Consider the following 24,175-nt stretch of genomic DNA (forward strand, 5'->3'; position numbering starts at 1 on the left):
ACTGCTACCAAATAGCCGGTCGCAACAGAACAGCCGCTGAGTAAGAAGAGTGCAGCGGCAAGAGAGAGAAATCGCTTCATCACAGGTCCTAATGATATGCCGTGGTGTGCGGTGAGCACGCATGCGATTTCACTGATAGAGTTACGCCTTGTGTTCCCTGGTATTCTCGCTTCCTTGCTCTCCATCATCGTGACAGTGACGTCCTCCCTGTTTGGCGCCCCCACTTCTGCGAACGTCCCCGGGGTTCTACAGGCAACGAGCACGGTTGCAGCCAGCGATGACCGCGTCGCGGCGCTGTGGCGAAACGGCAAACGCGAGTGCTCCGCGGGGTACATCGGCAATGATTGGTGGCTTACTGCTTCACACTGCCTGGGCCGCGACCTGCGTCTCACGCAGGCGGATGGTGACAGTGCCAAGGTGCTCGCCTCCACCCCGGTAGCAGAGAAGTCGGACGTCGCCCTGCTGAAAGCGGAACCCATGGACGCGGAAGCCTTCGAGTTGCCCTCGCGGCCACTGCGCGTCAATGACTCGCTCTTCCTCGTGGGCTACGGGGGGATGCACAATTTTGCCTCCGAGGCCGTGGTCCGCGTCGAAGAGACTGGGGTCGCTGGGGAGATTCAAGGCTACGATTTCGATAATCTCATCCAATCGCGCTCCATGTTTGCTTCGCGCACGTGCAACGGAGATTCCGGCGCGCCGCTCTACCAGGACACCATGATCTTCGCGGTGCACACCGGCGGTGAAGAAAACGAGGAGTGCACCGATGGCACGCGCCGCCACATGTGGCACAGCGAAATCTATCCGAATCTGCAGTCTCTGCGGACGCTGATGGATAGCTACGATGACTTCGACTCGCCCGCAGCATTCGAAGAAGCAAAGAAACACGCCCAGACCCAAAAGAAAGAATCCAAGCGCTCCAGCAGCTTGAGCAGCCTTTCCTCCTGGTAGTTCGGCAGGCATACAGGAACCGTACAGCAGATGCTCAGGGATCGGCGATAAGCTGTCTCCTTATGAAAAACGGCTTCCTGCAGCGTGCCTTCCTCGCTATTCTCCTCGCCACTGCGGCCCCCGTTCCGGCCCATGCTCAAACCATGGAAACCTCCGCTGCGGAGGGTCTCGGCATCAACGATCCCGACTGCCAGCCCACGGGTCCTGTCACCGAGCCGGTCGTTTTGCTGCACGGAACCTCGGCTAACTCGGCTGAGTGGAACGACCTCATCCCGAAGCTCAATGACCAAGGCATGTGCGTGTGGGCCTTCGATTATGGCGCCGAGGACGTGGCCTACCAGAACGCCTATGACTACCTGAAGGGGATTGCGGATCTAGAGTCCTCTGGGCGCGAAATAGCCAGGCAGATAGAGCACGTCCGAGAGGTCACCGGAGCACACAAAGTAAACCTCGTGGGCTTCTCCCAGGGCGGCCTGCACACCAAGACCTTCACCCAACTCTACGGTTCGCCCGACGAAGTGAACCGCGTGGTCACCATCGGCGCAAATTTTCACGGGACGACGTGGGGCGGTAGGGCAACGTCGCTAAGCACGGCAGCCAAAATCGCCCCCAGCGTGGTCAAATTCGTGGGTACCAGCGCCGGCATTCAACAGTTGGAGGGCTCGGAGTTCATGGAGAATCTCAACCAGTTGCCGGACACCGCGTCCGGCCTCACCTATACCTCCATCTACTCGCCGGCGGATAGCACTGTGACGCCGAATCAGACCTCTGAGCTGAGCGCTGTTCCGGGGGCGGATGTGGTCAACGTGGAATCGGCCCCGGTCGAACATGGGCAGCTGCCCCATGACCCGCGCGTGCACGAGCAGATTCTGTGGGGGCTCACGCGCTAGGCCGGGGTCGGCGCGGACTTGCGGGCGCGTGCAGCAATGGCGAAGGTGGCCGTTAGGCAGATAGCGAGGGCCACGAAGGGCAACGCATTCGACAGCCAGTAGGCGGTGGTGAAGGGGAGGGAATAGGCGGCGACGACGCGGATGATGGCTTCGAGCAGGAACACGACGCCCCACACGATGGTGATGTAGCGCTGGGAGGCGCGGAAGGTCGGGTATTTCCACAACCCGTTCCAGTAGGCGACGCCTTCCTTTGTGCCGTCGGTGCCAAAGCGCTGGCCAAAGTAGAAGGCAAGGGGCTTTCCAAGGGCCAGGCTGCCGAGGAAGAGCAAGCCAATAATGCCGGTAACAACGCTGCCTTTAACTAGCAGGAGGCGCTCATCGGTGCCACCGACCAGCGTGGCCAACGCCGCAGCAACGTTGAAGGCAAGGATCAACGCAGAAATCCCAGAAAAAGACTTCTGGCGCACATGCTGGATGATGCCGCCGACGAGGGGGCCGATGCTGGCGGCCAGGTAGGCATAGACGTGGTTGTTGGTTGTGGAATCGACGATCTGGAATAGCAGGATGGCCAGGCCGACGTCGAAGACGCCGAGGATGAGGAAGTTGAGCAGGCGTGGATTGAGACTCATGCCACATAGTGTGCCACAAAACATACGAATCGGTTTGTTTCTGACACATAAAAACCCTAGGGTTGGGGCATGGCTGACGTTGGACCAGGAACTTTTGGATACCTCTGTGGGTTGGCCCGCCGCGAGGAGCTCCCCGGGCCTGTGCTGACACCGATCCTCACTGGGCTGGGTCTGTCGCCGGCCGGTGCGCGCACGTATCTATCCCGTATGGTGCGCGCGGGCGACCTATCCTCGCGCCGAGCGGGGCGTTGTTCCGTGTATTCCATGGTGGGGGACTACCTTGCGGAGTTTCGTCACCTAGGTTCGCCGCGCGACTTCCAGTGGGAGGGGGCGTTTCACACGGTGATCTTCGATATCGGCGAGGATCGCCGTGCGGAGAAAGATGCCTTCCTGCGCGCCGCCCATGCCAGCGGTTTCCGGCAGCTGCGGCCCGGAGTCCTGGTGGGCGCCCACGCGCCGGGGGAGTGGGCGCAGAAAACCTTTATCGGCACCTGGTCCGTGGATGAGGACACTGCCCGCGACGTTATCGCCACCGCGTGGGACCTCGAGGACAGTGCTGCCCGTATTAGCGCGCTGGGCGACGTTCCCCCTTTGCCCACCGATGACGTTGGCATCGTCGTCGAAACCACGCGCCGCCACGCCGCCGCCTTCGCGGCGCTGCGCCGTACCCCGCCTTTCCCCGCACAGCTTCTCCCCGCCGATTTCCCTGCGGAATTGCTGGAGAACCGCTTGCGCATGGACATCACGCCGGCCTACCGGGCGATGGCGCGGCTGTTAGAGTCGCGGCCATGATCCACGGAGCCATTGACGCGGAGGGCCGGTGCCGCCACTGGCACACGCTTGTCGACGTCATTGCGAACAAGTGCCACACCTGCGGCGGCTGGTTCGCGTGTTCGCTCTGCCATGCGGAGTTAACGGATCATGATTTTGGACCCATGCCGAAGGACGAGCTCTGCGTCATGTGCGGAGCGTGCGGCCGAACAATGACGTTTGCCGAGTACTCCGCATATAAATGCCCCGCGTGCGGGCATGCCTTCAATACTGGCTGCGCGCTGCACGCGGGGACGTATTTCCGCTAGTTTTCTACGGCAAAAGCTGGGCCAGCGGGGTGCCCTCGACGAGGGTCTTGAGGTACGCCACGATATCCGGGACGTGAATGGTGAAGTTACCGAAGGTCACCGGAATCGTCGGAAAAGCGTTGTTTGTCGGGGCCTTATTGCCGTTATTGGCTGGGGTACCACCGTTGTTGGTAGGCGCGGTGTTGTTAGCTGGGGCAGTGTTGTTGGCTGGGGCACCACCATTGTTAGCAGCGTTGCCACCGCCGCCATTCAGGCCGCAGCGCGCGATGGCCTCGTCGGCGCGGGCGACGGCGTCGCGGATCTCGCCGCCGCGCGGGTGGAAGTTAGCGGCAGCGAGCGCCTGGGACTTCTTGCTGTTGTAGTCGGACGGGTTGGTGTAGTACTTGGTGGCCTGCTCGCAGGAGATCTGGCCGGCCGGGACCTTGGCCAGGTAGTCATCCACCATGTCGGCGGAGGCGGTAGGAGCGGACAGGCCGATGGCGGCAGCAACGGAGCACAGGACAAGCTTTTTTCTCATGCGCCACATTGTGCCACAGCTTTTACACGTTTGCGTTAGCGGCTCAGGAAACGATCGACCAGCGAAGAATACGCCTTCACGGTCAGCTCCAAGTCTTCCAGGTAAAGGTGCTCATCGTGGCTGTGCAGCTGCGAGTTCGCGCTGGCCATGTCCCGATCTTCGGCATGCAGCGCAAAACCATAGGCGTTGCCGCCGTGGCGGCGCGCCACGCGTAGGTCGGAACCACCCGTCGCCAGCACCGGCAGTACTTCCTTATCCGGAAAAAATTCGTGGGCGGTCTCCTCGATGCAGCGCCACAGCTCAGTATCGGTGGAGGATTGCGTGGCGTCCTCGGTAATAAGGTGCTCGATCTCTACCTCCGCGGCCATATCGCCGAGTGCTTCGCGTAGGAAATCATCAAGCTCCTCCTGGGTCTGGCCGGGGAAGGGGCGGATGTCCATCTCTAGATAGGCGTGGGAGGGCAGCACGTTGATGGCACCACCAGCGCGCAGGACGGTTTGGGCAATCGTCGTGTGCGAGAAGGCGTGGGCGTAGGCAGATAAATTACCGAATTTCTCATAATCTGCGGCGGTAGCGGAGCCGTCGAGAAGCGCTGCCTCCGTTGCGGGGTCGAAGCGGAAGGTCTTGACGAATCCCTGCCACACCTCATCCGTGGCCACGGGCGGCTCGGCAGCGGCGATGCGGCGAGCGACCTCACCGATCTTGACGATGGCAAAGTCCTTGCCAAAGGGCGTCGAGCCGTGGCCGGCATCGCCGTGCACGTGCAGGCGGCGCTGGCCCGCGCCCTTCTCACCGACGTTGAAGCCGAGCGCGCCGGGCAGGTGGCTACCGCCGGTCTCCGAGAGGCAGTTGCGCACCGAGTAGGCCTCCGGGTGGTGCTTGTCCATCCAGATGGATCCCAAACCGCCGCGGGCCTCCTCGTCCGCCATGCCGACAAAGGCCAGGGTGCCGCCGGGATTGCCGCGCTTGGCGACGTCCCTCGTTACCGCCGCCATCGTCGCCGTAATAAAAAGCATGTCCACCGCGCCGCGGCCATACAGCTTGCCATCCTCGATGACAGCGTCGAAAGGCGGCTTGGTCCACTTCGGCTCGTCCACGGGCACGACATCCGTGTGGCCCATTAGTGTGAGCGGCTCCTTGCCCGGGTCACCCGGAACGGTCACCACGATGGTCACGCGCCCTGGGTGCGATTCATAGCGTTGAATCTCCACCGGGGTGCCTGCAAAAAATCGCTCCAAGGTGTCGGCGTTGCGGACCTCGTGGCCGGAATCCGGCGTGAGATCGTTAACGCAGGCATTGCGAATAAGCTCCTGAAGTAGTGCGAGGGTGTCGTCGTAGAGCGTGGATTCCATGGCCTAGAGGTTAGTCCGGACCGAACAAAACACGCGGATTTACCACAACTTGAACGGTGTTCAAGTAAGGTTTCCCGCATGAGCATCGTAGATATCGCACGCGAGAAGGCCCTGGAGCAGGGCATCGGCCTGAACGAAGAAGAGCTGCTGCAGGTCCTTCAGATCCCGGATGAGCAGCTGGAAGAGATTGCGGACATCGCGCATCAAACCCGCCTCAAGTGGTGCGGCCCGGACGTCTCCGTGGAAGGCATCATCTCCATCAAGACCGGCGGCTGCCCGGAGGACTGCCACTTCTGCTCGCAGTCGGGCCTTTTCGAGTCCCCCGTGCGTGCCGCGCGCCTCAACATCCCGGAGCTGGTGGAGGCCGCCAAGAAGACCGCCAAGACCGGCGCCACGGAGTTCTGCATTGTGGCGGCCGTTAAGGCCCCAGACGAGAACCTCCTGTCCCAGGTTGCCGAGGCCATCCCGGCCATCCTCGATGAAGTTGATATCGAAATCTCCCTATCCCTGGGAACCCTCACCCGCGAGCAGGCCCAGCGCCTCAAGGACATGGGCGCCCAGCGCTACAACCACAACCTGGAGACCTCCAAGTCCTTCTTCCCCAACGTCGTCACGACCCACACCTGGGAGGAGCGCAAAGAGACCCTCGAGAACGTCCGTGCAGTCGGCATGGAGATCTGCTCCGGCGGCATCATCGGAATGGGCGAATCACTAGAAGACCGCGCCGAGTTCGCCTACCAGCTGGCCCAGATCGAGCCCTGCGAGGTGCCGATGAACTTCCTCGACCCGCGCCCGGGCACACCATTCGCGAACTACCCGTTGGTCCCGCTCGGTGAGGCACTGCGCGCAGTGGCCGCATTCCGCCTGGCCATGCCGTCTGTAACCCTCCGTTTTGCGGGCGGCCGCGAGCTCTCCCTGGGTGATGACGGAACCGAAAAGGGGCTGCTCGGCGGCATCAACGCCATCATCGCCGGCAACTACCTGACCACTCTGGGCAAGCAGATTGAAAAGGACGTCGACATGCTCGGCCGCATCGATCTGCCCATCAAGGCGCTCTGATGAACAGCTCGACGGAGTTGGCCGCCGCCGTCCTTGCCGGCGATGAGCCGCTGTTCCACCCCAACACGGGGAAACCACTAAGCGAGGAATTCACCTTGCACCCGGCGGCCGCGGCGGGCCTGGACGTCCCGCGCTATTGCCAGCTGTGTGGGCGCCGCATGGTGGTGCAGGTGCGCCCGGATGGCTGGAACGCGCGCTGTTCGCGCCATGGCGAGCTCGACTCAGATCATCTCTACGAGGAGGCTCTCCCGTAAGCTGGGGCACCATGGATCCCGCCGTTGCCCACGCTCACCAGTCCGCGTTGCGCTCCATCTCCCGGGTCGTCGCCGAGATCGCTGAGCCGACTCCCCCACAACAAGCACTGGACGCCGTCACCGATCAACTGCGCCGCGGCAACGTCATGGTCCTCACCGGCGCGGGCGTATCCACGGAATCGGGCGTGCCCGACTACCGCGGCCCGCGCGGTTCCCTCAGCCGGCACCGCCCCATGACCTACCAGGAGTTCCTGCACGACCCGCAGGCCTCGCACCGCTATTGGGCGCGTGCTTTCGTCGGCTGGCGGGTCATGCAAGCTGCACACCCCAACCGCACGCACTATGCGTTGGTCGAACTCGAACGCGCCGGGCTCCTGACAGGTGTTGTCACACAGAACGTGGACGGCCTGCACGAGGAAGCCGGGCAGCGCAACCTCATTGCCCTGCACGGGGACATGCAGCACGTGGTGTGCTTGAGCTGCGGACACGAAGAAAAACGCGCGGACTACGACGCCCGCGCCGCCACAGCCAACCCGACATACCTCCAACGCTGGGCAGTCAACAAAGAGGACGTTAACCCTGACGGCGACGTTGCCCTCAGCCAAGAAGCGGTCGAAGAATTTGTCATGCCCGGCTGCGTGCGGTGCGGCTCACAGCGCCTCAAACCAGACGTGGTCTATTTCGGCGAGCCCGTTCCGACTTTTAAAAAGGACGCCGCCTACGCGATGGTCAACGCGTCTGACTCCCTGCTGGTAGCCGGCTCGTCGCTGGCGGTGATGAGCGGCTTCCGCTTCGTTCTGGAGGCAAAGAAACAGGGCAAGCGCGTGGCCACCATCAATGGAGGGCCAGGGCGCGCGGATGACCGCGTGGACACACTGTGGCGGACCCAGGTGGGCCCAGCTTTCGACGCGGTTCTCGACGAGCTGGAGCTCTAGAGCCGCTCCAGTTCCTCGAGGACAAACTGGCATACCCGTTTATCCATGGGCATATCCTCGTGGCGAATAATCGCAAGGCGCTCGATGTCTTGGATATAGACGTTGTGGACATTCGGGCCATTGAGGAAACAGGTGTTGGGCGGAACCACGATGGCGTCGGCGCGCGTGGCGATGCACGTATAGCTCACCCCGGGTTCGACCTCGCTGCCGCGGTTCGTGGCCTCAACAATCTCGCTGCCGGTGACCTGCTGCATGCCGGCGGGGCCAAACCAGCCGTCGATAAGCGAGCGCGCCACCTCCTCCTGCCTCTCGCTGCGAAAGAGGGGGCTGGCGATTCCACCCTGGGTCGTGCCGTGATTGGGAGAGCTGATACACACCACGTGCCGTACAAACTCCGCGCTATCGTGCATGCGCATCCAGTACCGAGCCAATAATCCACCCTGGGAGTGGCCCACGAGAATCACCTGCTCCGCGCCGGTGACGGTGCGGACGGCGTTGATGTAGGCGTCGAGCTGCCGAGCGGATTCCTGCAGGGGGCCAGTGGCGCGGGTCCCGTAGTCAGGGGCGAAGGTGGCCCAGCCAGCGGCGCGGAGCATGTCTGCGAGAACCTGCCATATCCCCTTGCTGTCGCAGGTTCCGTGGATCAAGACAACCGGCCAGGGGCGTTCGGCGGTAGGGCGCGCGGACCAGTCGTCTTCGTAGACGCCGCGTGGGCGTCTGCGGGCACCGAGGGGGAGTGGGGTCATGAAATTTCAGTTTACTCTTGACCCCTATCCAACTTTCGTACTAAGCTAAGGCTTGCCTAATACGGAACGGCGGTGAGCTCCACACCGTACGCGTTACCGGATTAGTCATGGGGATAGGGCCCGCCGCTTCACCGCGGCGGGCTTCTTTCATGGATACACTCGCGGGCATGACCGACCTGCAGCATGTCCACTCCGTCAACGAAGCGGTTGCTCGTCTCTGCGAGCTCTATGACAGTTCCTGTGCGCTGGCACGTGAAGCATTGGCCTCAGGGGACCACGATGCCTACCGCCACGTGGTGTACCCAAAGATCACCGTGCATGTACGCCAGTGGACGCCCATCGACCGCTCCGAGCCCTTCGGTTACGTGGACCAAGAGGGCCGCTACTCGGCGGTGATATCCAAACCATGGCTGATTCGTGATTACCTGACAGAGCAGCTCACGCGGCTCACCAACAACTACCTGTGCGATCTCTACGTCGGTCAATCGGATGAGCGCATCCCGCCGGAATATATTCGGGGGATTACACAGATTCCCCAGGACCGTGGCGACATCCCCCGGCCCACCCTCGATGCGGTGCATGACGGAATCGTGGACGGCGCTTGGAAGGCTTTCCACGGCAAGGAAAAACCACTGTTCCATTTTGGTGCGCAGCGCTTCGACATTGCCTGCGCCCGCATCGAGCACTACACCGGCATCGAGGTGGACACCGTGCAGAAGTACATCCTGTTCACCAACTACGCCATGCACACCACCGAGTTCGTCAAGTTCGGGCTGCGCGAATTGGCGCGGGAAGACTCCCGCTACACCGCGCTCGTGCTGCCCACGGGGGAGACCATCCACCCCAATGACGCGGTGCTTCTCGACGTCGACGAGCTCACCCTCACCTCCCGCTACCAGATGCCACGTTTTGATCTCATCACCGCCGGCGGCGATGGCATCACGATGATCAACATCGGTGTCGGCCCCTCCAATGCCAAAACCATCACGGACTGCTTGGCAGTCCTGCGCCCGGAGGCCTGGATCATGATCGGCCACTGCGCAGGGCTTGATGGCCGCATGCGCATCGGTGACCTCATCCTGGGCAATGCTTATCAGCGCGAAGACCACATCCTCGACGGCACCGTCACCACCAGCAACCCGATTCCCGCCATCCCGGAGATCCAGCGCATGCTGGAGGCCGCCGTCGACGAGGTCTATGGAAAAGACAATTCGCTCATGCGCACCGGCACGGTGCTCTCCACCGATGATCGCAACTGGGAATGGCGCACCTCCCGTGATCTGTGGGAGTGGCTGCGCCACTCCACCGCGGTGGCAGTAGATATGGAATCCTGCACCCTCGCCGCCAACGGCTACCGCTACCGCATCCCTTATGGCACGCTGCTGTCGGTCTCCGATCTCCCTCTGCATGCCGTGCCCAAGCTTCCCGCCCAAGCGCAGGCCTTTTATTCCAATTCGAAGGAGGCACACGTGATGTGCGCGGTGCGCGCGGTGGAGGCTTTGGCGGAAAATCCGGAGCGGCTGCGCACCCGCAAATTGCGCCGAACGGTAGGAGAGGTACCGTTTCGCTGAGGTTGATGATTAGACTGAGGGAAATGCACAATCTGGCGAAGGAGACCTAGACGATGAGCACCCCGGAGTGGTGGAACCCGGAACGCGAGAACCTGACGTGGGAGGTCTTCGGTGAGGCCAGTCGCTCCCTGTCCCAAGAAATCGTGGATTCGGGTTGGTTCCCCGACCTTATCGTGGGCGTGGCCCGCGGTGGATTGATCCCAGCCGGCGCTATTGGCTACGCCATCGGGGTCAAGGAGATGGGTGCTATCAACGTGGAGTTCTACACCGATATCGGTGAGACCCTCCCGGAGCCGATTCTCCTTAACCCGCAGCTGGACACTGATTCGCTCAAGGGCAAGAAGGTCCTCGTCGTTGATGACGTGGCGGATTCCGGCAAGACCCTCGACCTCGTGGTCAACCTGCTCGAGCAGACCGCGTCCGAGGTCAAGTCCGCGGTGATCTACACGAAGCCGACCACCATCTTTGAGCCGGACTTCTCGTGGAAGAAGACCGATCAGTGGATCAACTTCGCATGGTCCGTCCTGCCAGTCATCACCCGCGACGGCTCTTTCAAAGACGGCCACTAGTGTCGGAGCACGCAGCCGGGTCTTTCCGCGCGGCCTTTAGCTCGCCCGCCCGCTTCCGCAAGGAGGTGTTTGGCGGGCTTGCTGTTGCGCTCGCCCTCATCCCGGAAGTTTTAAGTTTCTCCATCCTCGCCGGACTCGACCCCAAGGTGGGGCTCTTCGCCTCCGTCATCATGGCGATGTCCATCGCCATCACCGGCGGGCGCCCGGCCATGATCTCTGCTGCAGCTGGCTCTGTCGCCGTGGTGATCGCACCACTTGCCCACGAGCATGGCCTGCAGTACGTGCTGCTGACCATCTGGATGGCGGGAATTCTCCAAGTAGTGATGGCAGTGCTGGGCGTCGCCAAGCTCATGCGTTTCATCCCCCGCAGCGTCATGCTGGGGTTTGTCAACGCCCTGGGCATCCTCATGTTCACGGCGCAGCTGAGCCACCTGTGGCAGGTGCCGTGGCTGGTCTACCCCCTTGTCGCGCTAGGCCTCGTCATCATGGTGGTGTGGCCGCGGATTACCACGGTGATCCCCGCCCCGCTCGTCGCGATTATCGTGGTTAGCGCACTCACTGTGATTTTCGGCTGGCAGGTTCCCAACGTCGCGGACCAAGGCGAGCTGCCGACCTCCCTGCCCGGTTTTGTTATTCCGGACTTACCTTGGACGAAGGAGACTATTCTCCTCTGCCTTCCCTATGCATTGGGCGTTGCACTCGTCGGCCTTATGGAATCCCTGCTGACCGCCAAGCTTGTCGACGACCTCACGGATACCCACTCCGATAAGACGCGCGAATCCGTGGGCCAGGGCATCGGCAACATGCTCGCCGCGGCCATCGGCGGCATGGGCGTGTGCGCAATGATCGGCCAGACCATGATTAACGTCAAGGAATCCCAGGCGCGCACGCGCTTGTCGACGTTCCTCGCCGGCGTCTTCCTCCTCATCCTCATCCTCGTGTTGGGCGATACCGTAGGAAAAATCCCCATGGCCGCGCTCGTGGCGGTCATGTTCATGGTGTCTTTCCACACCGTGGATTGGCACTCGGTGCGCACGATTCACCGCATGCCGTTGAGCGAAACCCTCGTCATGCTCGTGACGGTGATTGGCACCCTGGTGACAAATAACCTGGCGGTCGGTGTGATCCTCGGCGTCCTGACCGCCTCGATAGCCTTTGCACGCCGCGTGGCGCACCTGGTGTCGGTGGAGCTGGAGGGCAACGTCTACACCGTGCGCGGCCAGCTCTTCTTCGCCTCTTCGAACGACTTGGTCTACGCCTTCGATTACACCCTGCCGGTGGACAAAATCATCGTGGATTTCTCGGAGGCCGATATTTGGGATGCCTCGACCGTCGCGGTACTCGAGTCCGTGGAGAACAAGTACGCAAGCCGTGGCATAGCGGTGGAATTCCGCGGCCTCGATGGCGTTAGCCTCGCGCGCTACCAGAGGATTTCCGGTTTGAGTTAGGTAAACCTATCAGAAAAAGTGTTATGACGTGCGAGTTTGCTTAAGATCGCCTTGCTAGCGTGCCCGAATTTTTTCTGTATTGTGGGTAACACCAAACAGACGAAAGGAATCACTTTCATGGACGAGAAGCTGCAAACCCTCCTTAACGAGCAGGTCATCAACGAGCACGGCGCAGCCCTGATTTACACCCAGCTGGCCTACGAGATGGACAACCTGTCCTTCCCGGGCATGCGCGATTGGTTCTTCAAGCAGGCAGAGGAAGAGCGCGAGCACGCACAGAAATTTGCTGAGCACCTGCTGGACCGCGGCTACCGCGTCGAGCTGGGGGATATCCAGGTCGGCTCCGTCAAGGCCGCCACCCCGCTCGATGCCTTTGAGGCCTCCCTCGCGCATGAGCAGAAGGTCTCGGAGCAGATCCGGGAGATCGCCCGCACCGCGGATGCCGCCGGGGATCTCGATTCCCGCGCCCTCATCAACTGGTTCCTCGAGGAGCAGGTTGAGGAGGAGTCCACCGTGTCCGAGATCATTGACCAGCTCAAGCTGGTGGGCAATGACGGCTCGGGCCTGCTGCGCATCGATGGTTCGCTGGCGCAACGGTAACGAAGCCATATAGTTTGCACGAATTCTCCCACAGCCCCCTGCGGTTGGTGGGAGAATTTCTTTTATGACTACAACGCGCCTGATGCTCATTTGCGGTGCCCTGGCCGGCCTTGTGATCGCATTGGTCGGCGGCACGTGGCTGGCGGCAACGAACATGGCGCTGGGAACCTTCTTCTTTGCTCTTGCCGTCATGCTTGGTCCGTTTGCAGGACTTGCCCTCTTGTTGGGCGCGGCTGCGGCATCGACGGCGCTGAGCCGCTCCTTGTTTAGCGTGGGCGGCTTGTTCCTCGTGGGAGCGATCTCGACGTTGTGGGCCCACGGCACGCTGTCGCTTCCGCTTTTCGTGGCGGGCACCCTGACCGGCGCTATTGCGGTCTGGCTACACTGGGCGCATGGCCACTTTGCTCTTCGACCTCTACGGCGTGCTCATGCGGCCCGCTGGGAACGCTGAGCTGGAGGATTATCTCCGTCCCGAAAACCCGGAGCACTTTTGGTCGCTCTATGAGGAGTTTCGCCCAGCTTATAATTCTGGGCACCTGAGTGATTCGCAATATTGGGGGCGCATCCGCGCGCTGACTGAACTGGACTCCTTTGACGTCAGCCACGCGACCGAACTGGACACTGAGCGCCTGCTGGTTGCCGACTCACAGGTAGTTCGTGCGGTGCTAAACCTCATCGGTCAAGGCCACAGCGTCGGCATCCTAGCGAATGTGCCGGCGGTACTGGGAACCCGGATCCGCCAGACGCAGACCTGGCTTCAGGAATGCGCCGCCGTGACGCTGAGCTGCGATATCGGGGTAGCTAAACCAGATCCGGAGGCCTACCTCGTGGCCGTCGATGCCCTGGGCGCGCAGGCCAAGGACACGCACTTCTTCGATGATCGGCCCGACTTCGTCACTGGCGCGCAGCGCCTCGGGCTCAAGGCCCACCTTTTTACGGGCATCAATTCGATCCCTTTTTAGGCAGCTTTCGCCTCGCGGCCGAGCTCCAGCGGTACGCGCAGCAGTGGATCGAGCGCCACAGCGCGGGTACAGGCGCGCACAATTTCGGTGTGCGAGGGGATCATGCGCAGCTCCACTGGGTGATCGGTGGCCTGGCGCACGGCGGAAGCAAAGAGCTTCGGGGCCGCCGGATCATCCGAAAAGGCACCGCCGGCCACAACGAGAGTATCGGGCGTGTGCTCCGTCAACAGCTCAGCGGCGGTGGTGCCGAGGGAGCGCGCGCGGTCGTCGAGAAGCGCTCGCGTCTGATCGTTAGCATTCGCCACCACGTCTGGGAATGAGTCTCCGCCGGTCTCATTCAGTATCGCCTGCGTGGCCAGGGCGTCAGCACCGTCGAGTTCGAGCTGCACAATTTCATCGCCGACTGTGAGCGCAGCACCGACGGAGTCATCCGCGTAGAGCACCATGACGGGCTTTTCCGCGCCCAGCTCCGCGGACTGCGTTTCGGATCCCAGGATGGCGGGGATGACGGAAGACACGACAACCGGAACGCCGAACTGGTACTCCAGACGGCTGGCGATGTCCATCTCGTCCCAGCCCAGGTTGTGGGCAGTGATGCGTCCGGCCTCGTTGACGCTGCCGGAGGTGGTCACGCCGACTGAAACCAAACGGAGATCCAGGCCGGTCATGAGGCGATTGACACCAGCGATGATGTGCTCGATGACATCGCTTGCACTCAAACGCGAAACCGGGGTAGCCACGTCTTCCTCGCGGAGGGTGCGCCCCTTGGTATCGAAGAAGGCGATGTGGGTAAAGGCGGTACCAACCGCAATGCCGGCGAGCATCCAGTTATTATCCGCTACCTCTAGGGGCACGGTGGGGCGTCCGCGCCCGCGGGACTGAGTCAAATCCGTGCGCTCGCGAATCAGCCCAGCGCCCAGCAGCGCGGCAGTGGCGCGGGTAATCGTGGGCTGGGATAGCCCCGTGGCTTCGACAAGTTCACTGCGGGTCACAACGGGATTGAGTCGAATGATGTGGAGGCACTTCGCCGCCGGGGTGCGGGGGCGAGTGAACACGGGACCAGATTTAATCATGGCGCAAGTATAAATTCACCAGACCGCATTGTCTAATAGAAATTGGGATTCAGTAGACATCATAGTCTAGAAGTGTGCCTGCGTTAGAGTGGTGTTCATGGATTCTGTTGCTGTGTACTGCGGCTCCGCCGCCGGAAACTCTGAAGCCTATGGCCAAGCCGCACACCTTTTGGGGGAGGAGCTCGCGCGGCGCAACCTCACCCTGGTCTATGGCGGCGGTGACGTAGGCCTGATGGGCATCGTCGCAGATTCCTGCCTTGCCGCCGGCGGCACGGTCATTGGGGTTATCCCGCGGCAGCTCGTGGATTACGAGATGTCACACCAGCGAGTTACCAAGCTCGAGGTGGTGGACACCATGGCGCAGCGCAAGACGCGCATGGAGGAGCTCGCGGATGCCTTCGTGTGCCTGCCGGGCGGTGTGGGAACTCTAGAGGAGCTCACCGAGGTGCTTACCCTGCAACAATTAGGCAACCTCGATGGCCCGGTGGGCCTAGTAGACGTCAACGGTTTCTGGCAGCCGTTTATAAACATGTACTCCGCAATGGTGCAGGAGGGGTTCGTTCAAAAACGCTTCCTCGACGCGCTCGTGGTCAGCCCGTATCCAGCTGAAGTCCTGGATCAATTTGCATCATGGAGGAGCCCGGGAAGTAAGTGGAGCAACAATTAGCTAACAACCTGGTAAATAAGGCGGTGCTGGGTTGGCCCAACCCCCTGGATCTTCGTTAGACTTCGCCCTTATGAGTTTTGACCAGAACGCAGAGCGCCAGCCTTCGCTGCTGGACGCGTCGTGCGATAACTTCGTCCACGACCTCGCGCAGCTCACGCCCACCGATGCCACCGCGTGGGGAATCCCCGGCTTCGACGGGGAGTTGGAAGATTTCTCCCCGGAGTACTACTCCTCCGTGGCGGATCGCACCCGTGAGATGATGGCGGATCTCGACGCCCTCGATGACACCACCGACGAATCCGACGATGACGACGATTTTGACGAGGTGGACTACGTCACCGCCGCCGTCTTGCGCGACCGTCTCTGCCTGGATCTTGACCTGCACCATGCCGGTGAGGACATCCGCTGCCTTAACAACATTGCCTCCCCGGTGCAGACCATCCGCGACACCCTCATGCTCATGCCGAAGGACACCCCGGAGCAGCTTGATGCATTGCGTTCGCGCCTGTCGAAGGTGGCGGCCTCCCTCAACGGCTACAAGGAGTCCCTCACCGAGGCGGCCTCGCGTGGCATGGTCGCGCCGCAGCGCCAGATCTCCGATGTCTTCGTGCAATGCGAGCGGCTTGCCGACGCCGGCTCCATGCTCGAGGACCTTGGCGTTGAGGGCCCAGAGGTGGACGCGGCCAAGGAAGCCTTCGGCGAGTTCGCCGATTGGCTCTCTAACGAGCTGCAGCCGCAGGCACCATCGCAGGACGCGGTGGGCCGCGAGCGCTACGAGCGCTTCTCCAAGCTCTTCGTCGGCGACGCCGTGGACCTCGACGAGGCCTATGAGTGGGGCATGGACCAGGTGCGCTCCATCAAGGCGGAACAAGAAAAAATCGCCCACGAGCTCTACGGCTCCGACGTCACCGTGCGCGCGGCCATGCGCAAGCTCAACGAAGAGGAGCGCTACCAGCTGCACGGCACCGACTCGTTAGTGGAGTGGATGCAGTCCACCGCGGACCGCGTCATCAAGGACCTCGACGGCACCGCCTTCGACATCCCGGAAGCGGTTAAAGAGATCGAGTGCTGCATCGATCCGGCAGGCACCGGCGGCATCTTCTACACCTCGCCTTCTGACGATTTCTCTCGCCCCGGCCGCATGTGGTGGTCCGTACCGGCTGGCCAGGAGCTTTTCCACACCTGGCAGGAGCTGACAACCGTCCACCACGAGGGCGCGCCGGGCCACCATCTGCAGATTGGCGCCGCGCTGACCCAGCCGGACCTCAACCTATGGCGCCGTGCGGTGACGTGGAACTCCGGTCACGGTGAGGGCTGGGCTCTGTACGCTGAGGCACTCATGGCGGAGCTGGGGTACATGGATGATCCGGGCTTCCGCATGGGGCTTCTCGACGCCCAACGCTTCCGCGCCGCCCGCGTCGTGGTGGACATCGGACTCCACTTGGGCAAGGCGCTGCCGGAGTGCACCGCGTCCGGCGTCTGGGACAAGTCCCACGTCAAGACCTTCATGCGTGAGAACACCGCGATGGATGATGCCAACCTCTCCTTCGAGGTCACCCGTTACCTGGGCTGGCCGGGCCAGGCGCCGTCGTATGCCTTGGGCCAGCGCCTGTGGCAGCAGACCCGCGACGCCGCAGTCGAACAGGGGATGGACGTACGTGACTTCCACTCCCAGGCATTGGCCCTAGGTTCTGTGCCGATGTCGATCCTGCGCGAGACGATTCTGGACTAGCTGTCAGACTCTTGGATTTATCCACACCTGACTCTTGGATTTATCCACTAGTGACTCTGTAATTTATCCATGTTTCGGACTAGGGTACCTGGTATGTACCTGCCGCGAATTGTTGATGCAGAAGTAGAAAGAGGCCTTCGCGTTGCCGGAGCCCTCTTCCTGAAAGGCCCCCGCGCGAGCGGCAAAACGTCGACGGCGCGCCAGTTTGCTAAGTCTGTCATTCAGCTTGACCGTGACACTCCTGAAGCAAACGTTGCTCGCATGCAACCGGCACTAGGGCTTCAAGGGGCGCGGCCCCGGCTTATCGATGAATGGCAGGTTGTTCCTGCTATCTGGAACGAAGTGCGTCATGCGGTCGATGACTCGCGAGAAAAGGGACAGTTCCTCCTCACGGGTTCCTCGACACCCGATGACGATGCCACCCGCCATTCGGGGGCTGGGCGTATTCGCTCGATTCAGTTGCGTACGTTGAGCCTGGCAGAGCGTGGAGATTTGGCTGAGCGCGTATCACTAGGCGCGATTATTTCCGGCAATCAGGATCCCACGGCTGGGACGGACGCCACCGTGGCGGATTATGCCCGCTGGATCGTTGCCGGTGGCTTCCCAGAGTTTTTCGACCTTGATCCTCTAGATGCCCAAGAGGGGATGGAGTCTTACCTCACGGAGATGAGCGAGCACGACTACCCGGAACTTGGGGGTCCGCGCCGCGATCCGCGCCGTTTCCAGTCTTTTCTTCGCGCCTACGCGGGGCTAGTTGCTCAACCGGCCACCGCTGCAGCGATTCGTAAACGCATTGGCGAGCTCAGCAGTGCTACTCCTATGCCGGCAGCAGAAACCGTCAACGTTATTCATGATTTTGCTACACGTTTGTTCCTAGTTGAAGACCAGCCCGCGTGGTCACCAAAGACGAGATCTAAGACAACCATGGTTCAGATGCCGAAGCGTCAGCTCGCGGATCCTGGCTTGGCAGCTGCATTGTTGGCGGTTGGGCCAGACAAACTGCTTGGTGATCTAGAGACTTTGGGCATTCTCTTTGAGGCGCAACTGGTGCACGATCTGCGCGTTTATGCTCAAGCATTAAGGGCACGAGGCGTCTTCCATCTGCGGGATATGAAGGGCCGCGAAGAAATTGACGCGATAGTGGAACTCAGGGATGGCTCGTGGGTGGGATTTGAAGCGAAACTTTCGCACAACGAGGTCGATGCCGCGGCGGCACATTTGTTAAGAGTGGCAGAGAAGGTCTCCTTGCCACCGGCCGCTCTCATCGTGGTTATTCCCAGCGGACCAGCTTTCCAACGGTCAGATGGAGTGTGGGTGGTTCCACTAGCGGCGCTTGCGGAATAGCCGCAAAATCTGCGGCAGGTAGCCGGCGATGACCAGCACGATGATGAGCCGGATAATCTGCACGGCCACCACGGCTGGGCCCGCGCCTCCTTCCGCAGACAGCGCAAGCACCGTCTCCAGCGCGCCGGGTGAGGTGGCGAGGTAAGCCTCGAAGTAGGTTATGTCCAGCCATGCGGTCAGAGGCAGTGCGGTCAATGCGCACACGCCGATCACGACAACGATAAAGAGGATCGTCGCCGGTAGCTGCTTGGCGAAGGCCCGCAGTGCCGGTACCGAAAGCCCACCACCGCAGACCCAGCCGATGGACATAAAGGCCATGATCTTGAACACGTAGAGCGGCTCCAGTGTGTGGCCGGCTGGAATAACCTGCGCAACCAGCACCGTCAAGATGAGCGGCCCCAAAACAGCAGCAGCTGGCAAACGCACCAGCTTGCCCAGCTGTTCACCAACCACAGCGATGGCGAGAGTCAGCAGTACGATCCACCACGTGACCTCGCCGTCAACGCTCATGTCGACACCGTGACCAGCGGGGGCATCCAACAACGACACCACCAAAGGCAGCGACACCGACACCGCCAGAAGGCGCAGGTATTGCGTCAGCGCCACGTAGCGGTAGTCCGCGCCGAGCTCGCTAGCTAGTGCCGGCATGAGGGAGGCCCCGCCCGGCAGCATCGACAAAATACCCGTCTCCCAGGAAATATCCTTCGGCTGTGAGCGGTGTAGCAGCACGCCGCCGGCGACACCGATAAGCACAGTGATGAGTGACATCGTCACCGCGGCTGGCACAAAGCCAAGGAGCGTGGAGGCAGGAACTAAGGTCAGTGGTATGCCCGCCATCATTCCGATGAACCCGCGGGCGACAGAATAAAAGTGCTCATTAACGGCGAGTTCTTTGCCCGTCGTCAAGGCCATGGCTCCCGAGACCACGATGGCGCCGAGGATCCAGGCTGCGGGTACGTGAAGGTAGCTAAACAATGCCCCCAGTGCTGCAGACCCCGGGGCCACGATGACCCATCTCGTACGAACAGACATGGAATCGAGTTTAATGATGGACATGGATTTCGGATTAAGCGGTTGGACGATTCTCACCATTGGCGCTGCCGTGGCCGGATGGATCGATGCCGTCATTGGCGGCGGCGGGCTCGTGCTTATTCCGCTCATTCTGGCGGTCGCGCCCCAGCTTGCTCCCGCCACCGCCCTGGCCACGAACAAGGTGGCGGCGGTCTCTGGAACGGCCTCTGCTGCCGTTACGCTCGTCAAGAAGGTCCGCCCGCCGAAGGGCGAGCTCATCCGTATGGGCCTTATCGCCCTCCTATGTTCCGGGCTCGGCGCTGCAGCAGCCGCACTCATGGACAAGGACGTCATGCGGCCGGTCATCATCGTGCTCATGGTGGCAGTCGGCATTTTCGTGGCCTTTCGCCCAGACTTCGGCAGCGGCGAAGGGGACGGTATCCGTGGCGGCTGGCGCACGTGGACCGGGTTAGCCGCCGTGGCGGCCATTGCCTTTTACGACGGTATTTTTGGGCCCGGCACCGGCATGTTCCTCATCATGGCCTTCACCGCCATCTTTTCCCAGAACTTCCTTACCTCCGCCGCGATGTCCAAGGTGGTCAACACATGTACCAACGTCGGCGCGCTCGTGGTCTTTATCGTGGGCGGGCACGTGGTATGGGGCCTAGCACTTGTTCTCGCAGCAGCAAATATCATCGGCGCGCAGCTGGGCGCGCGAACAGTGCTCGGCGGCGGTGCGAAGCTCATCCGCTATGCACTGCTCACTCTCGTCGTGGTGATGAGCGTGTACCTGGCCTGGCAGCAGTGGGGTTAAATCCGGTTCTTCGTCTTTGCGGTTGCTACCGCATTCCACGGATCCTCCGGCCACGGGTGCTTGGGATAGCGCCCGCGCATGTCGGCGCGCACCCCGGCATAGGGCCCAGACCAGAAGCTCGCTAGATCATCGGTGACGGCAAGTGGCCGGCCGGCGGGGGATAACAGATGAAATTGCACGCGATGGCCGCAGTATTCGGGAGACTCCGCCAACCCGAAACATTCCTGCAACTTGATGGAGACCACTGGGCGCTCGCCGGACCAATCGATCCTCGCAGCACGTCCGGACGGAACCGATAACCGTTCCGGCGCGAGCTCATCCAAGCGGCTAGCTTCGGGCCACGGCAGCAGGCGCTGCAGCGCCGGGTACATGTCTGGGCGCTTCCCCTCAGCGAGTTCATACAGCTCCGGCTCCAGCCAGCTCAGATCATCACCGTCCACGTCCGGCCATGGCTCACCGTATGCAGCGTGTAAGTGCCGCATACGTTCCCGCAGGTTCTGGGCCTTGTCGCTGAAGTGAAACAGGTTTAAACTCTGTCCGGAGTTACGGAGTGCCTCCACCGCCTCATCACCGGAAACCTTCACTGGGGTTTCCGACAACACGATGGCACCTGCCGCACGCACGCGCACGCCGCGCACTTTGGGGCCGTCGAGAAAAGCTCGGGTTTCCTCGGTCACGCCGATGATCTCGAGCGCGTCCTTTTCCGCAATCGGCACTGCTTCACGAATGATGGCGTTTCCAGATTGCGCCAACGACACCTCCGCCACCGCCAACCACTCGTGACCATCCTCGAGAAACCGCGCGCGGGTGCCACTCGCCAACAAATACTCCTTGTCACCTACGCGCTTGGCCACGAACTCCGGGAAGGCAGTAGCGACCACCACGCCTGGGTCCACCGGACCCTTGTTAGGCACCAAGCGGGCCAGCCGCTTCGGGTCCGAATCATCCAGGCGGGCAATCGTCTGCGCCGCCCCCGCACCGTACTTCAACAGTGCCGCGCCCCACCGTGGGTGCGTCGGCAGTAGCGCCAGCTCTTCGCCAGCGTTGAGCAGATCTAGGGTGCGGTGGGCGTCGGCAAGCGAGGGTGCCGGTGCTTGATCAAGCAACGGGAAGTCCGGCCCCGCGCCCCAACAATCCATGAACAGCGCCGCCTGCGTGAGGTCCGCGGATAGAATCTCCGGAATCACATGCGGGGAAAAGTGCTGGTAGTCCTCTTGCGAATAGCAGCGGACGACGGTGCCGGGCGCCTCACGTCCGGCACGTCCGGCGCGTTGATCGGCGCTGCTTTTCGACGTCGACACCGTCACCAACCCACTCATCCCGCGCTGCGCATCTCGCTTGGGGACGCGGGACAACCCGGCATCGACGACGGTGCGCACGCCCGGCACGGTCAGCGAAGACTCGGCGATGGAGGTGGCCACCACGATGCGCTGCTCTCGCGTATACAACGCCGCGTCCTGCTCCTGCGCGGTTTGGCGGCCGTGGAGCGGAAAAACGTTGTGGCCACTCAATGCATCACACACCAGGTTGACCTCGCGAACTCCCGGCACAAAGACCAGCGTGGACTCGTGCTGCCGCGCGGCAACCCTCGCCACGCCTTTCCAAAAGTCTCGATCTCCCGCAGCGCGCCCCGGAATCGGTTCATAGGAGATGTTGAGCGGATATGTAACGGCCTCAGTGGAATGGATCGGCGCCCCTCCCATGAGCTGGGAGAAGCGGGAGGCGTCGACAGTCGCGGACATGGCAATGACCCGAAAATCATCGCGGAGCTGCGCCAACTCCAAGCACATGCCGAGTACGAGGTCAGTATCGAGCTGGCGTTCATGCACCTCGTCGATGGCTACGGCGGAAATTCCTTCAAGTTCCGGATCCCGCAGCAGGCGGCGCAACAAAACACCTGGGGTAACAAACTCGACGTCTGCGCCTTTGCGGGAATCACCGCGCACCGCATAGCCGATGCGCTGGCCTGACAACTCTTGAAGGCGGTTTGCCGCAGCACGCACAGCTACGCGGCGCGGCGCGGTGACGAGAACCTTGCCCTCTACTTGGTTAGCCAGCGCCGGCGGAACGAGCGTGGTCTTACCCGTGCCGGGCGGAGCCTGGACTACGACGTGACCGGCGGAAGGCAGAGAATCGATGGTCTCCAGGACGGGTAGCCCCTTGCCGATCGCCTTGAGATCAAACATCGAGATCCTGGCGCTCCCACCTATCTTCGTTGTCCTCCAGCGTGCGCACCACACGACCGGGTTGACCCAGCACCAGTGACCTATCCGGGATATCTGTGGTGACCAGTGTGTTCGCTCCAACGACACAATCCTCGCCGATGGTCACGCCCGGCAGCACCGTGACGTTGGCGCCGAACCACGTGTTGCGCCCGACGCTAATGGGCTTCGCAATCTCCCAGCCCTCCGCCCGCATCTCATGATCGTTGACGGGGTGGCCCACCGTGATGAGCGAGCAATTCGGCCCGATCATGACGCGGTCTCCGAGGGTTACAGGCGCCTGCGCCAGGATTGTCGCACCAAAGTTGATGAACACGTCTTTTCCGATGGTCACATTGCAGCCATACTCGACGTTGAGCGGCGTGTGCAGCCCGGGAACCTCGGACTCGGGCGACAACAGTTCCCGCAAAATCTCCTTCGCGCGCTCTGGGTTGGTGTTTTGCAGCTCATTGAGCTCCTTGGCCAGCAGGAAGCCGCGTCGATGTTCGGCGCTAACCTCCTCGTTGACACTGGGCATGAACCACTGCCCGCTGGTCATGCGTTCAAAGGATCCTTCGTCTGGGTGATGCATGTCAGCCATCCTATTCCCTCCTCTTAGTCTCGAGTCAGAACATCGAGAGCGGCACGGTGAAGGAAAACCTTGGAGCGGCCTTGTTGGATTTCTTCTAGGATTCCTAAATCTACGAGATGCGCCAGCCACGCGCTGGCGGTTTGGCGTTTGACGAAGCCCGTCTCTACCACGTCAGTAATGCGTACATAGGGCTTGATAAGAATGAGCTCGGCCATCTCGAGGGGATGGTTAATCACGCCCGCAGAACGTATTCGTTGCGCAGTGTTTTCCTGGATAGCCCGAAGCTGGGTAATCATCGAGGAGGCGTCGGCAGCCGCTGCGTGAACGCCGCGGATCATAAAAAGAAGCCAGTTTTCCCATGCTCCCTTAGCTGTCACAGCGTTGAGATGGCGATAGTAGTCTGCTTTGTTTCCGACGATATACCCGGACAGGTACAAAACCGGCAGCTCAAGAAGATCTTCTTGGATGAGGTAGAGGACGTTAAGGATTCGTCCAGTGCGCCCATTGCCATCGTAGAAAGGATGGATTGCTTCAAATTGATAGTGAAGCAGTGCCATCTTTACAAGGGAATCAACGTCGTGGCTGCAATATATATAGTCCTCCCACGCTGCGAGATGGTCCTCGATAATCTCCCTTCCTTCAGGTGGGGTGTAGAGCCTCTCCTTCGTTACAGGGTTACCGATAAACGTGCCCGGAAGTGAACGCACCTCGGCCTGAGTATCTAGAAGGGTGCTGCATACGATTTTTGCTGTCTTTTCTGATAGAGGTCGCTGCGATAGTGAGGAAAGTCCAGCGTGGAGCGCGGCGTTATAGCGAAGAGCCTCCTTGGTGGCAGGAGTCGGCTCGGCATCGACGTGCCACGCCGCACGGAAGAGCTCGTCATTAGTGGTGACGATGTTCTCAATCTCGGAGGAAGCACGAGCCTCACGCAGTGGAATCGTTGAGGTGATGATCTCCGGGTTAGGGATGAGCTGGCAGGCCGTACGCAGTTCAGCCAGTTTTTCCTTAGCATCGATGATGGCCTTAAGCACGGGAACGGTTTCCACCACTTCTGCAGGGGGGAGGGGTGGAAGCTCATTGTAGGGGGTGTCCGGGCTATAGGTTGGCATGGTAAAAGAATAGACATGTTGAGCAGATATGTCGATTTTTTTCAGAATTTTCGACATATCTGGATGACTTGTC

At 61.4% G+C, this 24,175-nt stretch carries 26 protein-coding genes; 17 read left to right on the top strand and 9 right to left on the bottom strand.

Going from position 1 to position 24,175, the window contains the following annotated elements; genetic code table 11:
- Positions 1-150 precede the first annotated feature (150 nt).
- Together HMPREF2635_RS02425 and HMPREF2635_RS02430 are read left to right on the top strand one after the other, a co-directional pair.
- On the top strand, positions 151-948 hold the full coding sequence (locus HMPREF2635_RS02425) for a trypsin-like serine protease (RefSeq protein WP_070512812.1): 798 nt from the start codon (positions 151-153) through the stop codon (positions 946-948).
- A 62-nt stretch (positions 949-1,010) separates the two neighbouring features.
- On the top strand, positions 1,011-1,838 hold the full coding sequence (locus HMPREF2635_RS02430) for a lipase family alpha/beta hydrolase (protein WP_070821229.1): 828 nt from the start codon (positions 1,011-1,013) through the stop codon (positions 1,836-1,838).
- Here HMPREF2635_RS02430 and HMPREF2635_RS02435 read toward each other — a convergent pair.
- Complete coding sequence (locus HMPREF2635_RS02435; RefSeq protein ID WP_070681632.1) at positions 1,835-2,467, bottom strand: VC0807 family protein; 633 nt, start codon at positions 2,465-2,467, stop codon at positions 1,835-1,837. The genes HMPREF2635_RS02430 and HMPREF2635_RS02435 overlap by 4 nt on opposite strands.
- A 69-nt stretch (positions 2,468-2,536) precedes the next feature.
- Here HMPREF2635_RS02435 and HMPREF2635_RS02440 point away from each other — a divergent pair, with 69 nt between their 5' ends.
- The gene (locus HMPREF2635_RS02440) at positions 2,537-3,259 is read left to right on the top strand and encodes a PaaX protein (RefSeq protein ID WP_141761671.1); all 723 of its coding nucleotides are present in this window, start codon (positions 2,537-2,539) and stop codon (positions 3,257-3,259) included.
- Positions 3,256-3,546, top strand: a complete 291-nt coding sequence (locus HMPREF2635_RS02445) for a CHY zinc finger protein (RefSeq protein ID WP_049156675.1) — start codon at positions 3,256-3,258, stop codon at positions 3,544-3,546. The genes HMPREF2635_RS02440 and HMPREF2635_RS02445 overlap by 4 nt, the downstream gene beginning before the upstream one ends.
- A gap of 4 nt (positions 3,547-3,550) precedes the next feature.
- Here HMPREF2635_RS02445 and HMPREF2635_RS02450 read toward each other — a convergent pair whose 3' ends face one another.
- Complete coding sequence (locus HMPREF2635_RS02450; RefSeq protein ID WP_239663634.1) at positions 3,551-4,063, bottom strand: hypothetical protein; 513 nt, start codon at positions 4,061-4,063, stop codon at positions 3,551-3,553.
- A gap of 35 nt (positions 4,064-4,098) precedes the next feature.
- Complete coding sequence (locus HMPREF2635_RS02455; RefSeq protein ID WP_070546055.1) at positions 4,099-5,415, bottom strand: M20/M25/M40 family metallo-hydrolase; 1,317 nt, start codon at positions 5,413-5,415, stop codon at positions 4,099-4,101.
- 78 nt (positions 5,416-5,493) lie between these two features.
- Between HMPREF2635_RS02455 and bioB the strand changes: the two genes are divergently transcribed.
- From bioB to HMPREF2635_RS02470, 3 genes are read left to right on the top strand one after another with little or no spacing between them, the layout of a single operon-like run.
- The gene (gene bioB, locus HMPREF2635_RS02460) at positions 5,494-6,474 is read left to right on the top strand and encodes a biotin synthase BioB (RefSeq protein WP_046648630.1); all 981 of its coding nucleotides are present in this window, start codon (positions 5,494-5,496) and stop codon (positions 6,472-6,474) included.
- Positions 6,474-6,728 (top strand): biotin synthase auxiliary protein BsaP, encoded by a 255-nt coding sequence (locus HMPREF2635_RS02465; RefSeq protein ID WP_046648628.1) that lies wholly within the window; start codon positions 6,474-6,476, stop codon positions 6,726-6,728. The genes bioB and HMPREF2635_RS02465 overlap by 1 nt, the downstream gene beginning before the upstream one ends.
- 11 nt (positions 6,729-6,739) lie before the next feature.
- A complete protein-coding gene (locus HMPREF2635_RS02470; RefSeq protein WP_070821231.1) occupies positions 6,740-7,663 on the top strand; it encodes a Sir2 family NAD-dependent protein deacetylase in 924 nt (307 codons plus the stop codon).
- On the opposite strand, the gene HMPREF2635_RS02475 is transcribed toward HMPREF2635_RS02470, so the two are convergent.
- Positions 7,660-8,409, bottom strand: a complete 750-nt coding sequence (locus HMPREF2635_RS02475) for an esterase/lipase family protein (protein ID WP_049156683.1) — start codon at positions 8,407-8,409, stop codon at positions 7,660-7,662. The genes HMPREF2635_RS02470 and HMPREF2635_RS02475 overlap by 4 nt on opposite strands.
- 167 nt (positions 8,410-8,576) lie before the next feature.
- Between HMPREF2635_RS02475 and amn the strand changes: the two genes are divergently transcribed.
- The 6 genes from amn to HMPREF2635_RS02505 all read left to right on the top strand — a co-directional run bounded on the left by amn (position 8,577) and on the right by HMPREF2635_RS02505 (position 13,559).
- On the top strand, positions 8,577-9,980 hold the full coding sequence (amn, locus tag HMPREF2635_RS02480) for an AMP nucleosidase (protein WP_049156686.1): 1,404 nt from the start codon (positions 8,577-8,579) through the stop codon (positions 9,978-9,980).
- A 53-nt stretch (positions 9,981-10,033) separates the two neighbouring features.
- On the top strand, positions 10,034-10,549 hold the full coding sequence (locus HMPREF2635_RS02485; protein ID WP_049156689.1) for a phosphoribosyltransferase: 516 nt from the start codon (positions 10,034-10,036) through the stop codon (positions 10,547-10,549).
- Positions 10,549-11,997 carry a SulP family inorganic anion transporter gene (locus tag HMPREF2635_RS02490; protein ID WP_049156692.1) on the top strand — a complete coding sequence of 483 codons (1,449 nt, stop codon included), beginning with the start codon at positions 10,549-10,551 and terminating at the stop codon, positions 11,995-11,997. The genes HMPREF2635_RS02485 and HMPREF2635_RS02490 overlap by 1 nt, the downstream gene beginning before the upstream one ends.
- 117 nt (positions 11,998-12,114) lie before the next feature.
- A complete protein-coding gene (locus HMPREF2635_RS02495) occupies positions 12,115-12,597 on the top strand; it encodes a ferritin (protein ID WP_046648618.1) in 483 nt (160 codons plus the stop codon).
- Positions 12,598-12,661: 64 nt separating this feature from the next.
- Entirely contained in the window at positions 12,662-13,048 is a 387-nt protein-coding gene (locus HMPREF2635_RS02500) for a hypothetical protein (RefSeq protein WP_046648617.1), read from the top strand.
- Positions 12,990-13,559, top strand: a complete 570-nt coding sequence (locus HMPREF2635_RS02505; RefSeq protein ID WP_049156695.1) for an HAD-IA family hydrolase — start codon at positions 12,990-12,992, stop codon at positions 13,557-13,559. Before HMPREF2635_RS02500 ends, HMPREF2635_RS02505 begins: the two co-directional genes overlap by 59 nt.
- Here HMPREF2635_RS02505 and HMPREF2635_RS02510 read toward each other — a convergent pair.
- The gene (locus HMPREF2635_RS02510) at positions 13,556-14,632 is read right to left on the bottom strand and encodes an ROK family protein (protein WP_046648615.1); all 1,077 of its coding nucleotides are present in this window, start codon (positions 14,630-14,632) and stop codon (positions 13,556-13,558) included. The genes HMPREF2635_RS02505 and HMPREF2635_RS02510 overlap by 4 nt on opposite strands.
- Positions 14,633-14,729: 97 nt before the next feature.
- Here HMPREF2635_RS02510 and HMPREF2635_RS02515 point away from each other — a divergent pair, with 97 nt between their 5' ends.
- The 3 genes from HMPREF2635_RS02515 (at position 14,730) to HMPREF2635_RS02525 (ending at position 18,375) form a co-directional block, all read left to right on the top strand.
- On the top strand, positions 14,730-15,299 hold the full coding sequence (locus HMPREF2635_RS02515) for an LOG family protein (RefSeq protein WP_070821257.1): 570 nt from the start codon (positions 14,730-14,732) through the stop codon (positions 15,297-15,299).
- A 70-nt stretch (positions 15,300-15,369) separates the two neighbouring features.
- Positions 15,370-17,031 carry a DUF885 domain-containing protein gene (locus HMPREF2635_RS02520; RefSeq protein WP_070821232.1) on the top strand — a complete coding sequence of 554 codons (1,662 nt, stop codon included), beginning with the start codon at positions 15,370-15,372 and terminating at the stop codon, positions 17,029-17,031.
- A gap of 93 nt (positions 17,032-17,124) precedes the next feature.
- On the top strand, positions 17,125-18,375 hold the full coding sequence (locus HMPREF2635_RS02525) for an ATP-binding protein (protein ID WP_070517082.1): 1,251 nt from the start codon (positions 17,125-17,127) through the stop codon (positions 18,373-18,375).
- On the opposite strand, the gene HMPREF2635_RS02530 is transcribed toward HMPREF2635_RS02525, so the two are convergent.
- A complete protein-coding gene (locus HMPREF2635_RS02530; protein ID WP_070821233.1) occupies positions 18,355-19,431 on the bottom strand; it encodes an AbrB family transcriptional regulator in 1,077 nt (358 codons plus the stop codon). The two genes, HMPREF2635_RS02525 and HMPREF2635_RS02530, sit on opposite strands and share 21 nt — an antisense overlap.
- On the opposite strand from HMPREF2635_RS02530, the gene HMPREF2635_RS02535 reads away from it, so the two are divergent.
- Positions 19,424-20,200, top strand: a complete 777-nt coding sequence (locus HMPREF2635_RS02535) for a TSUP family transporter (protein ID WP_369816137.1) — start codon at positions 19,424-19,426, stop codon at positions 20,198-20,200. The two genes, HMPREF2635_RS02530 and HMPREF2635_RS02535, sit on opposite strands and share 8 nt — an antisense overlap.
- Here HMPREF2635_RS02535 and HMPREF2635_RS02540 read toward each other — a convergent pair.
- The 3 genes from HMPREF2635_RS02540 to HMPREF2635_RS02550 are packed head-to-tail and all read right to left on the bottom strand — an operon-like array spanning position 20,197 to position 24,159.
- On the bottom strand, positions 20,197-22,386 hold the full coding sequence (locus HMPREF2635_RS02540; protein ID WP_070821234.1) for an ATP-dependent RNA helicase: 2,190 nt from the start codon (positions 22,384-22,386) through the stop codon (positions 20,197-20,199). The two genes, HMPREF2635_RS02535 and HMPREF2635_RS02540, sit on opposite strands and share 4 nt — an antisense overlap.
- A complete protein-coding gene (locus HMPREF2635_RS02545; RefSeq protein ID WP_369816117.1) occupies positions 22,379-22,993 on the bottom strand; it encodes a sugar O-acetyltransferase in 615 nt (204 codons plus the stop codon). The genes HMPREF2635_RS02540 and HMPREF2635_RS02545 overlap by 8 nt, the downstream gene beginning before the upstream one ends.
- Before the next feature lie 23 nt (positions 22,994-23,016).
- Positions 23,017-24,159, bottom strand: coding sequence for a Fic family protein (locus HMPREF2635_RS02550; RefSeq protein ID WP_049156716.1), 1,143 nt, complete (start codon positions 24,157-24,159; stop codon positions 23,017-23,019).
- Positions 24,160-24,175: the final 16 nt, after the last annotated feature.

The sequence above is a fragment of the Corynebacterium sp. HMSC035E02 genome, from assembly GCF_001836065.1.
Lineage (GTDB): Bacteria > Actinomycetota > Actinomycetes > Mycobacteriales > Mycobacteriaceae > Corynebacterium > Corynebacterium hiratae.

What these genes read in the sequence shown, in the direction of transcription:
- HMPREF2635_RS02440 (WP_141761671.1), top strand. Translation starts at nt 2,537, where the DNA reads ATGGCTGACGTTGGACCAGGAACTTTTGGATACCTCTGTGGGTTGGCC.
- bioB (WP_046648630.1), top strand. Translation starts at nt 5,494, where the DNA reads ATGAGCATCGTAGATATCGCACGCGAGAAGGCCCTGGAGCAGGGCATC.
- HMPREF2635_RS02525 (WP_070517082.1), top strand. Translation starts at nt 17,125, where the DNA reads ATGTACCTGCCGCGAATTGTTGATGCAGAAGTAGAAAGAGGCCTTCGC.
- HMPREF2635_RS02485 (WP_049156689.1), top strand. Translation starts at nt 10,034, where the DNA reads ATGAGCACCCCGGAGTGGTGGAACCCGGAACGCGAGAACCTGACGTGG.
- HMPREF2635_RS02495 (WP_046648618.1), top strand. Translation starts at nt 12,115, where the DNA reads ATGGACGAGAAGCTGCAAACCCTCCTTAACGAGCAGGTCATCAACGAG.
- HMPREF2635_RS02475 (WP_049156683.1), bottom strand. Translation starts at nt 8,409, where the DNA reads ATGACCCCACTCCCCCTCGGTGCCCGCAGACGCCCACGCGGCGTCTAC.
- HMPREF2635_RS02515 (WP_070821257.1), top strand. Translation starts at nt 14,730, where the DNA reads ATGGATTCTGTTGCTGTGTACTGCGGCTCCGCCGCCGGAAACTCTGAA.
- HMPREF2635_RS02505 (WP_049156695.1), top strand. Translation starts at nt 12,990, where the DNA reads ATGGCCACTTTGCTCTTCGACCTCTACGGCGTGCTCATGCGGCCCGCT.
- HMPREF2635_RS02445 (WP_049156675.1), top strand. Translation starts at nt 3,256, where the DNA reads ATGATCCACGGAGCCATTGACGCGGAGGGCCGGTGCCGCCACTGGCAC.
- HMPREF2635_RS02550 (WP_049156716.1), bottom strand. Translation starts at nt 24,159, where the DNA reads ATGTCGAAAATTCTGAAAAAAATCGACATATCTGCTCAACATGTCTAT.
- amn (WP_049156686.1), top strand. Translation starts at nt 8,577, where the DNA reads ATGACCGACCTGCAGCATGTCCACTCCGTCAACGAAGCGGTTGCTCGT.
- HMPREF2635_RS02435 (WP_070681632.1), bottom strand. Translation starts at nt 2,467, where the DNA reads ATGAGTCTCAATCCACGCCTGCTCAACTTCCTCATCCTCGGCGTCTTC.
- HMPREF2635_RS02450 (WP_239663634.1), bottom strand. Translation starts at nt 4,063, where the DNA reads ATGAGAAAAAAGCTTGTCCTGTGCTCCGTTGCTGCCGCCATCGGCCTG.
- HMPREF2635_RS02470 (WP_070821231.1), top strand. Translation starts at nt 6,740, where the DNA reads ATGGATCCCGCCGTTGCCCACGCTCACCAGTCCGCGTTGCGCTCCATC.
- HMPREF2635_RS02530 (WP_070821233.1), bottom strand. Translation starts at nt 19,431, where the DNA reads ATGTCCATCATTAAACTCGATTCCATGTCTGTTCGTACGAGATGGGTC.
- HMPREF2635_RS02430 (WP_070821229.1), top strand. Translation starts at nt 1,011, where the DNA reads ATGAAAAACGGCTTCCTGCAGCGTGCCTTCCTCGCTATTCTCCTCGCC.
- HMPREF2635_RS02540 (WP_070821234.1), bottom strand. Translation starts at nt 22,386, where the DNA reads ATGTTTGATCTCAAGGCGATCGGCAAGGGGCTACCCGTCCTGGAGACC.
- HMPREF2635_RS02535 (WP_369816137.1), top strand. Translation starts at nt 19,424, where the DNA reads ATGGACATGGATTTCGGATTAAGCGGTTGGACGATTCTCACCATTGGC.
- HMPREF2635_RS02510 (WP_046648615.1), bottom strand. Translation starts at nt 14,632, where the DNA reads ATGATTAAATCTGGTCCCGTGTTCACTCGCCCCCGCACCCCGGCGGCG.
- HMPREF2635_RS02465 (WP_046648628.1), top strand. Translation starts at nt 6,474, where the DNA reads ATGAACAGCTCGACGGAGTTGGCCGCCGCCGTCCTTGCCGGCGATGAG.
- HMPREF2635_RS02545 (WP_369816117.1), bottom strand. Translation starts at nt 22,993, where the DNA reads ATGCATCACCCAGACGAAGGATCCTTTGAACGCATGACCAGCGGGCAG.
- HMPREF2635_RS02520 (WP_070821232.1), top strand. Translation starts at nt 15,370, where the DNA reads ATGAGTTTTGACCAGAACGCAGAGCGCCAGCCTTCGCTGCTGGACGCG.
- HMPREF2635_RS02500 (WP_046648617.1), top strand. Translation starts at nt 12,662, where the DNA reads ATGACTACAACGCGCCTGATGCTCATTTGCGGTGCCCTGGCCGGCCTT.
- HMPREF2635_RS02455 (WP_070546055.1), bottom strand. Translation starts at nt 5,415, where the DNA reads ATGGAATCCACGCTCTACGACGACACCCTCGCACTACTTCAGGAGCTT.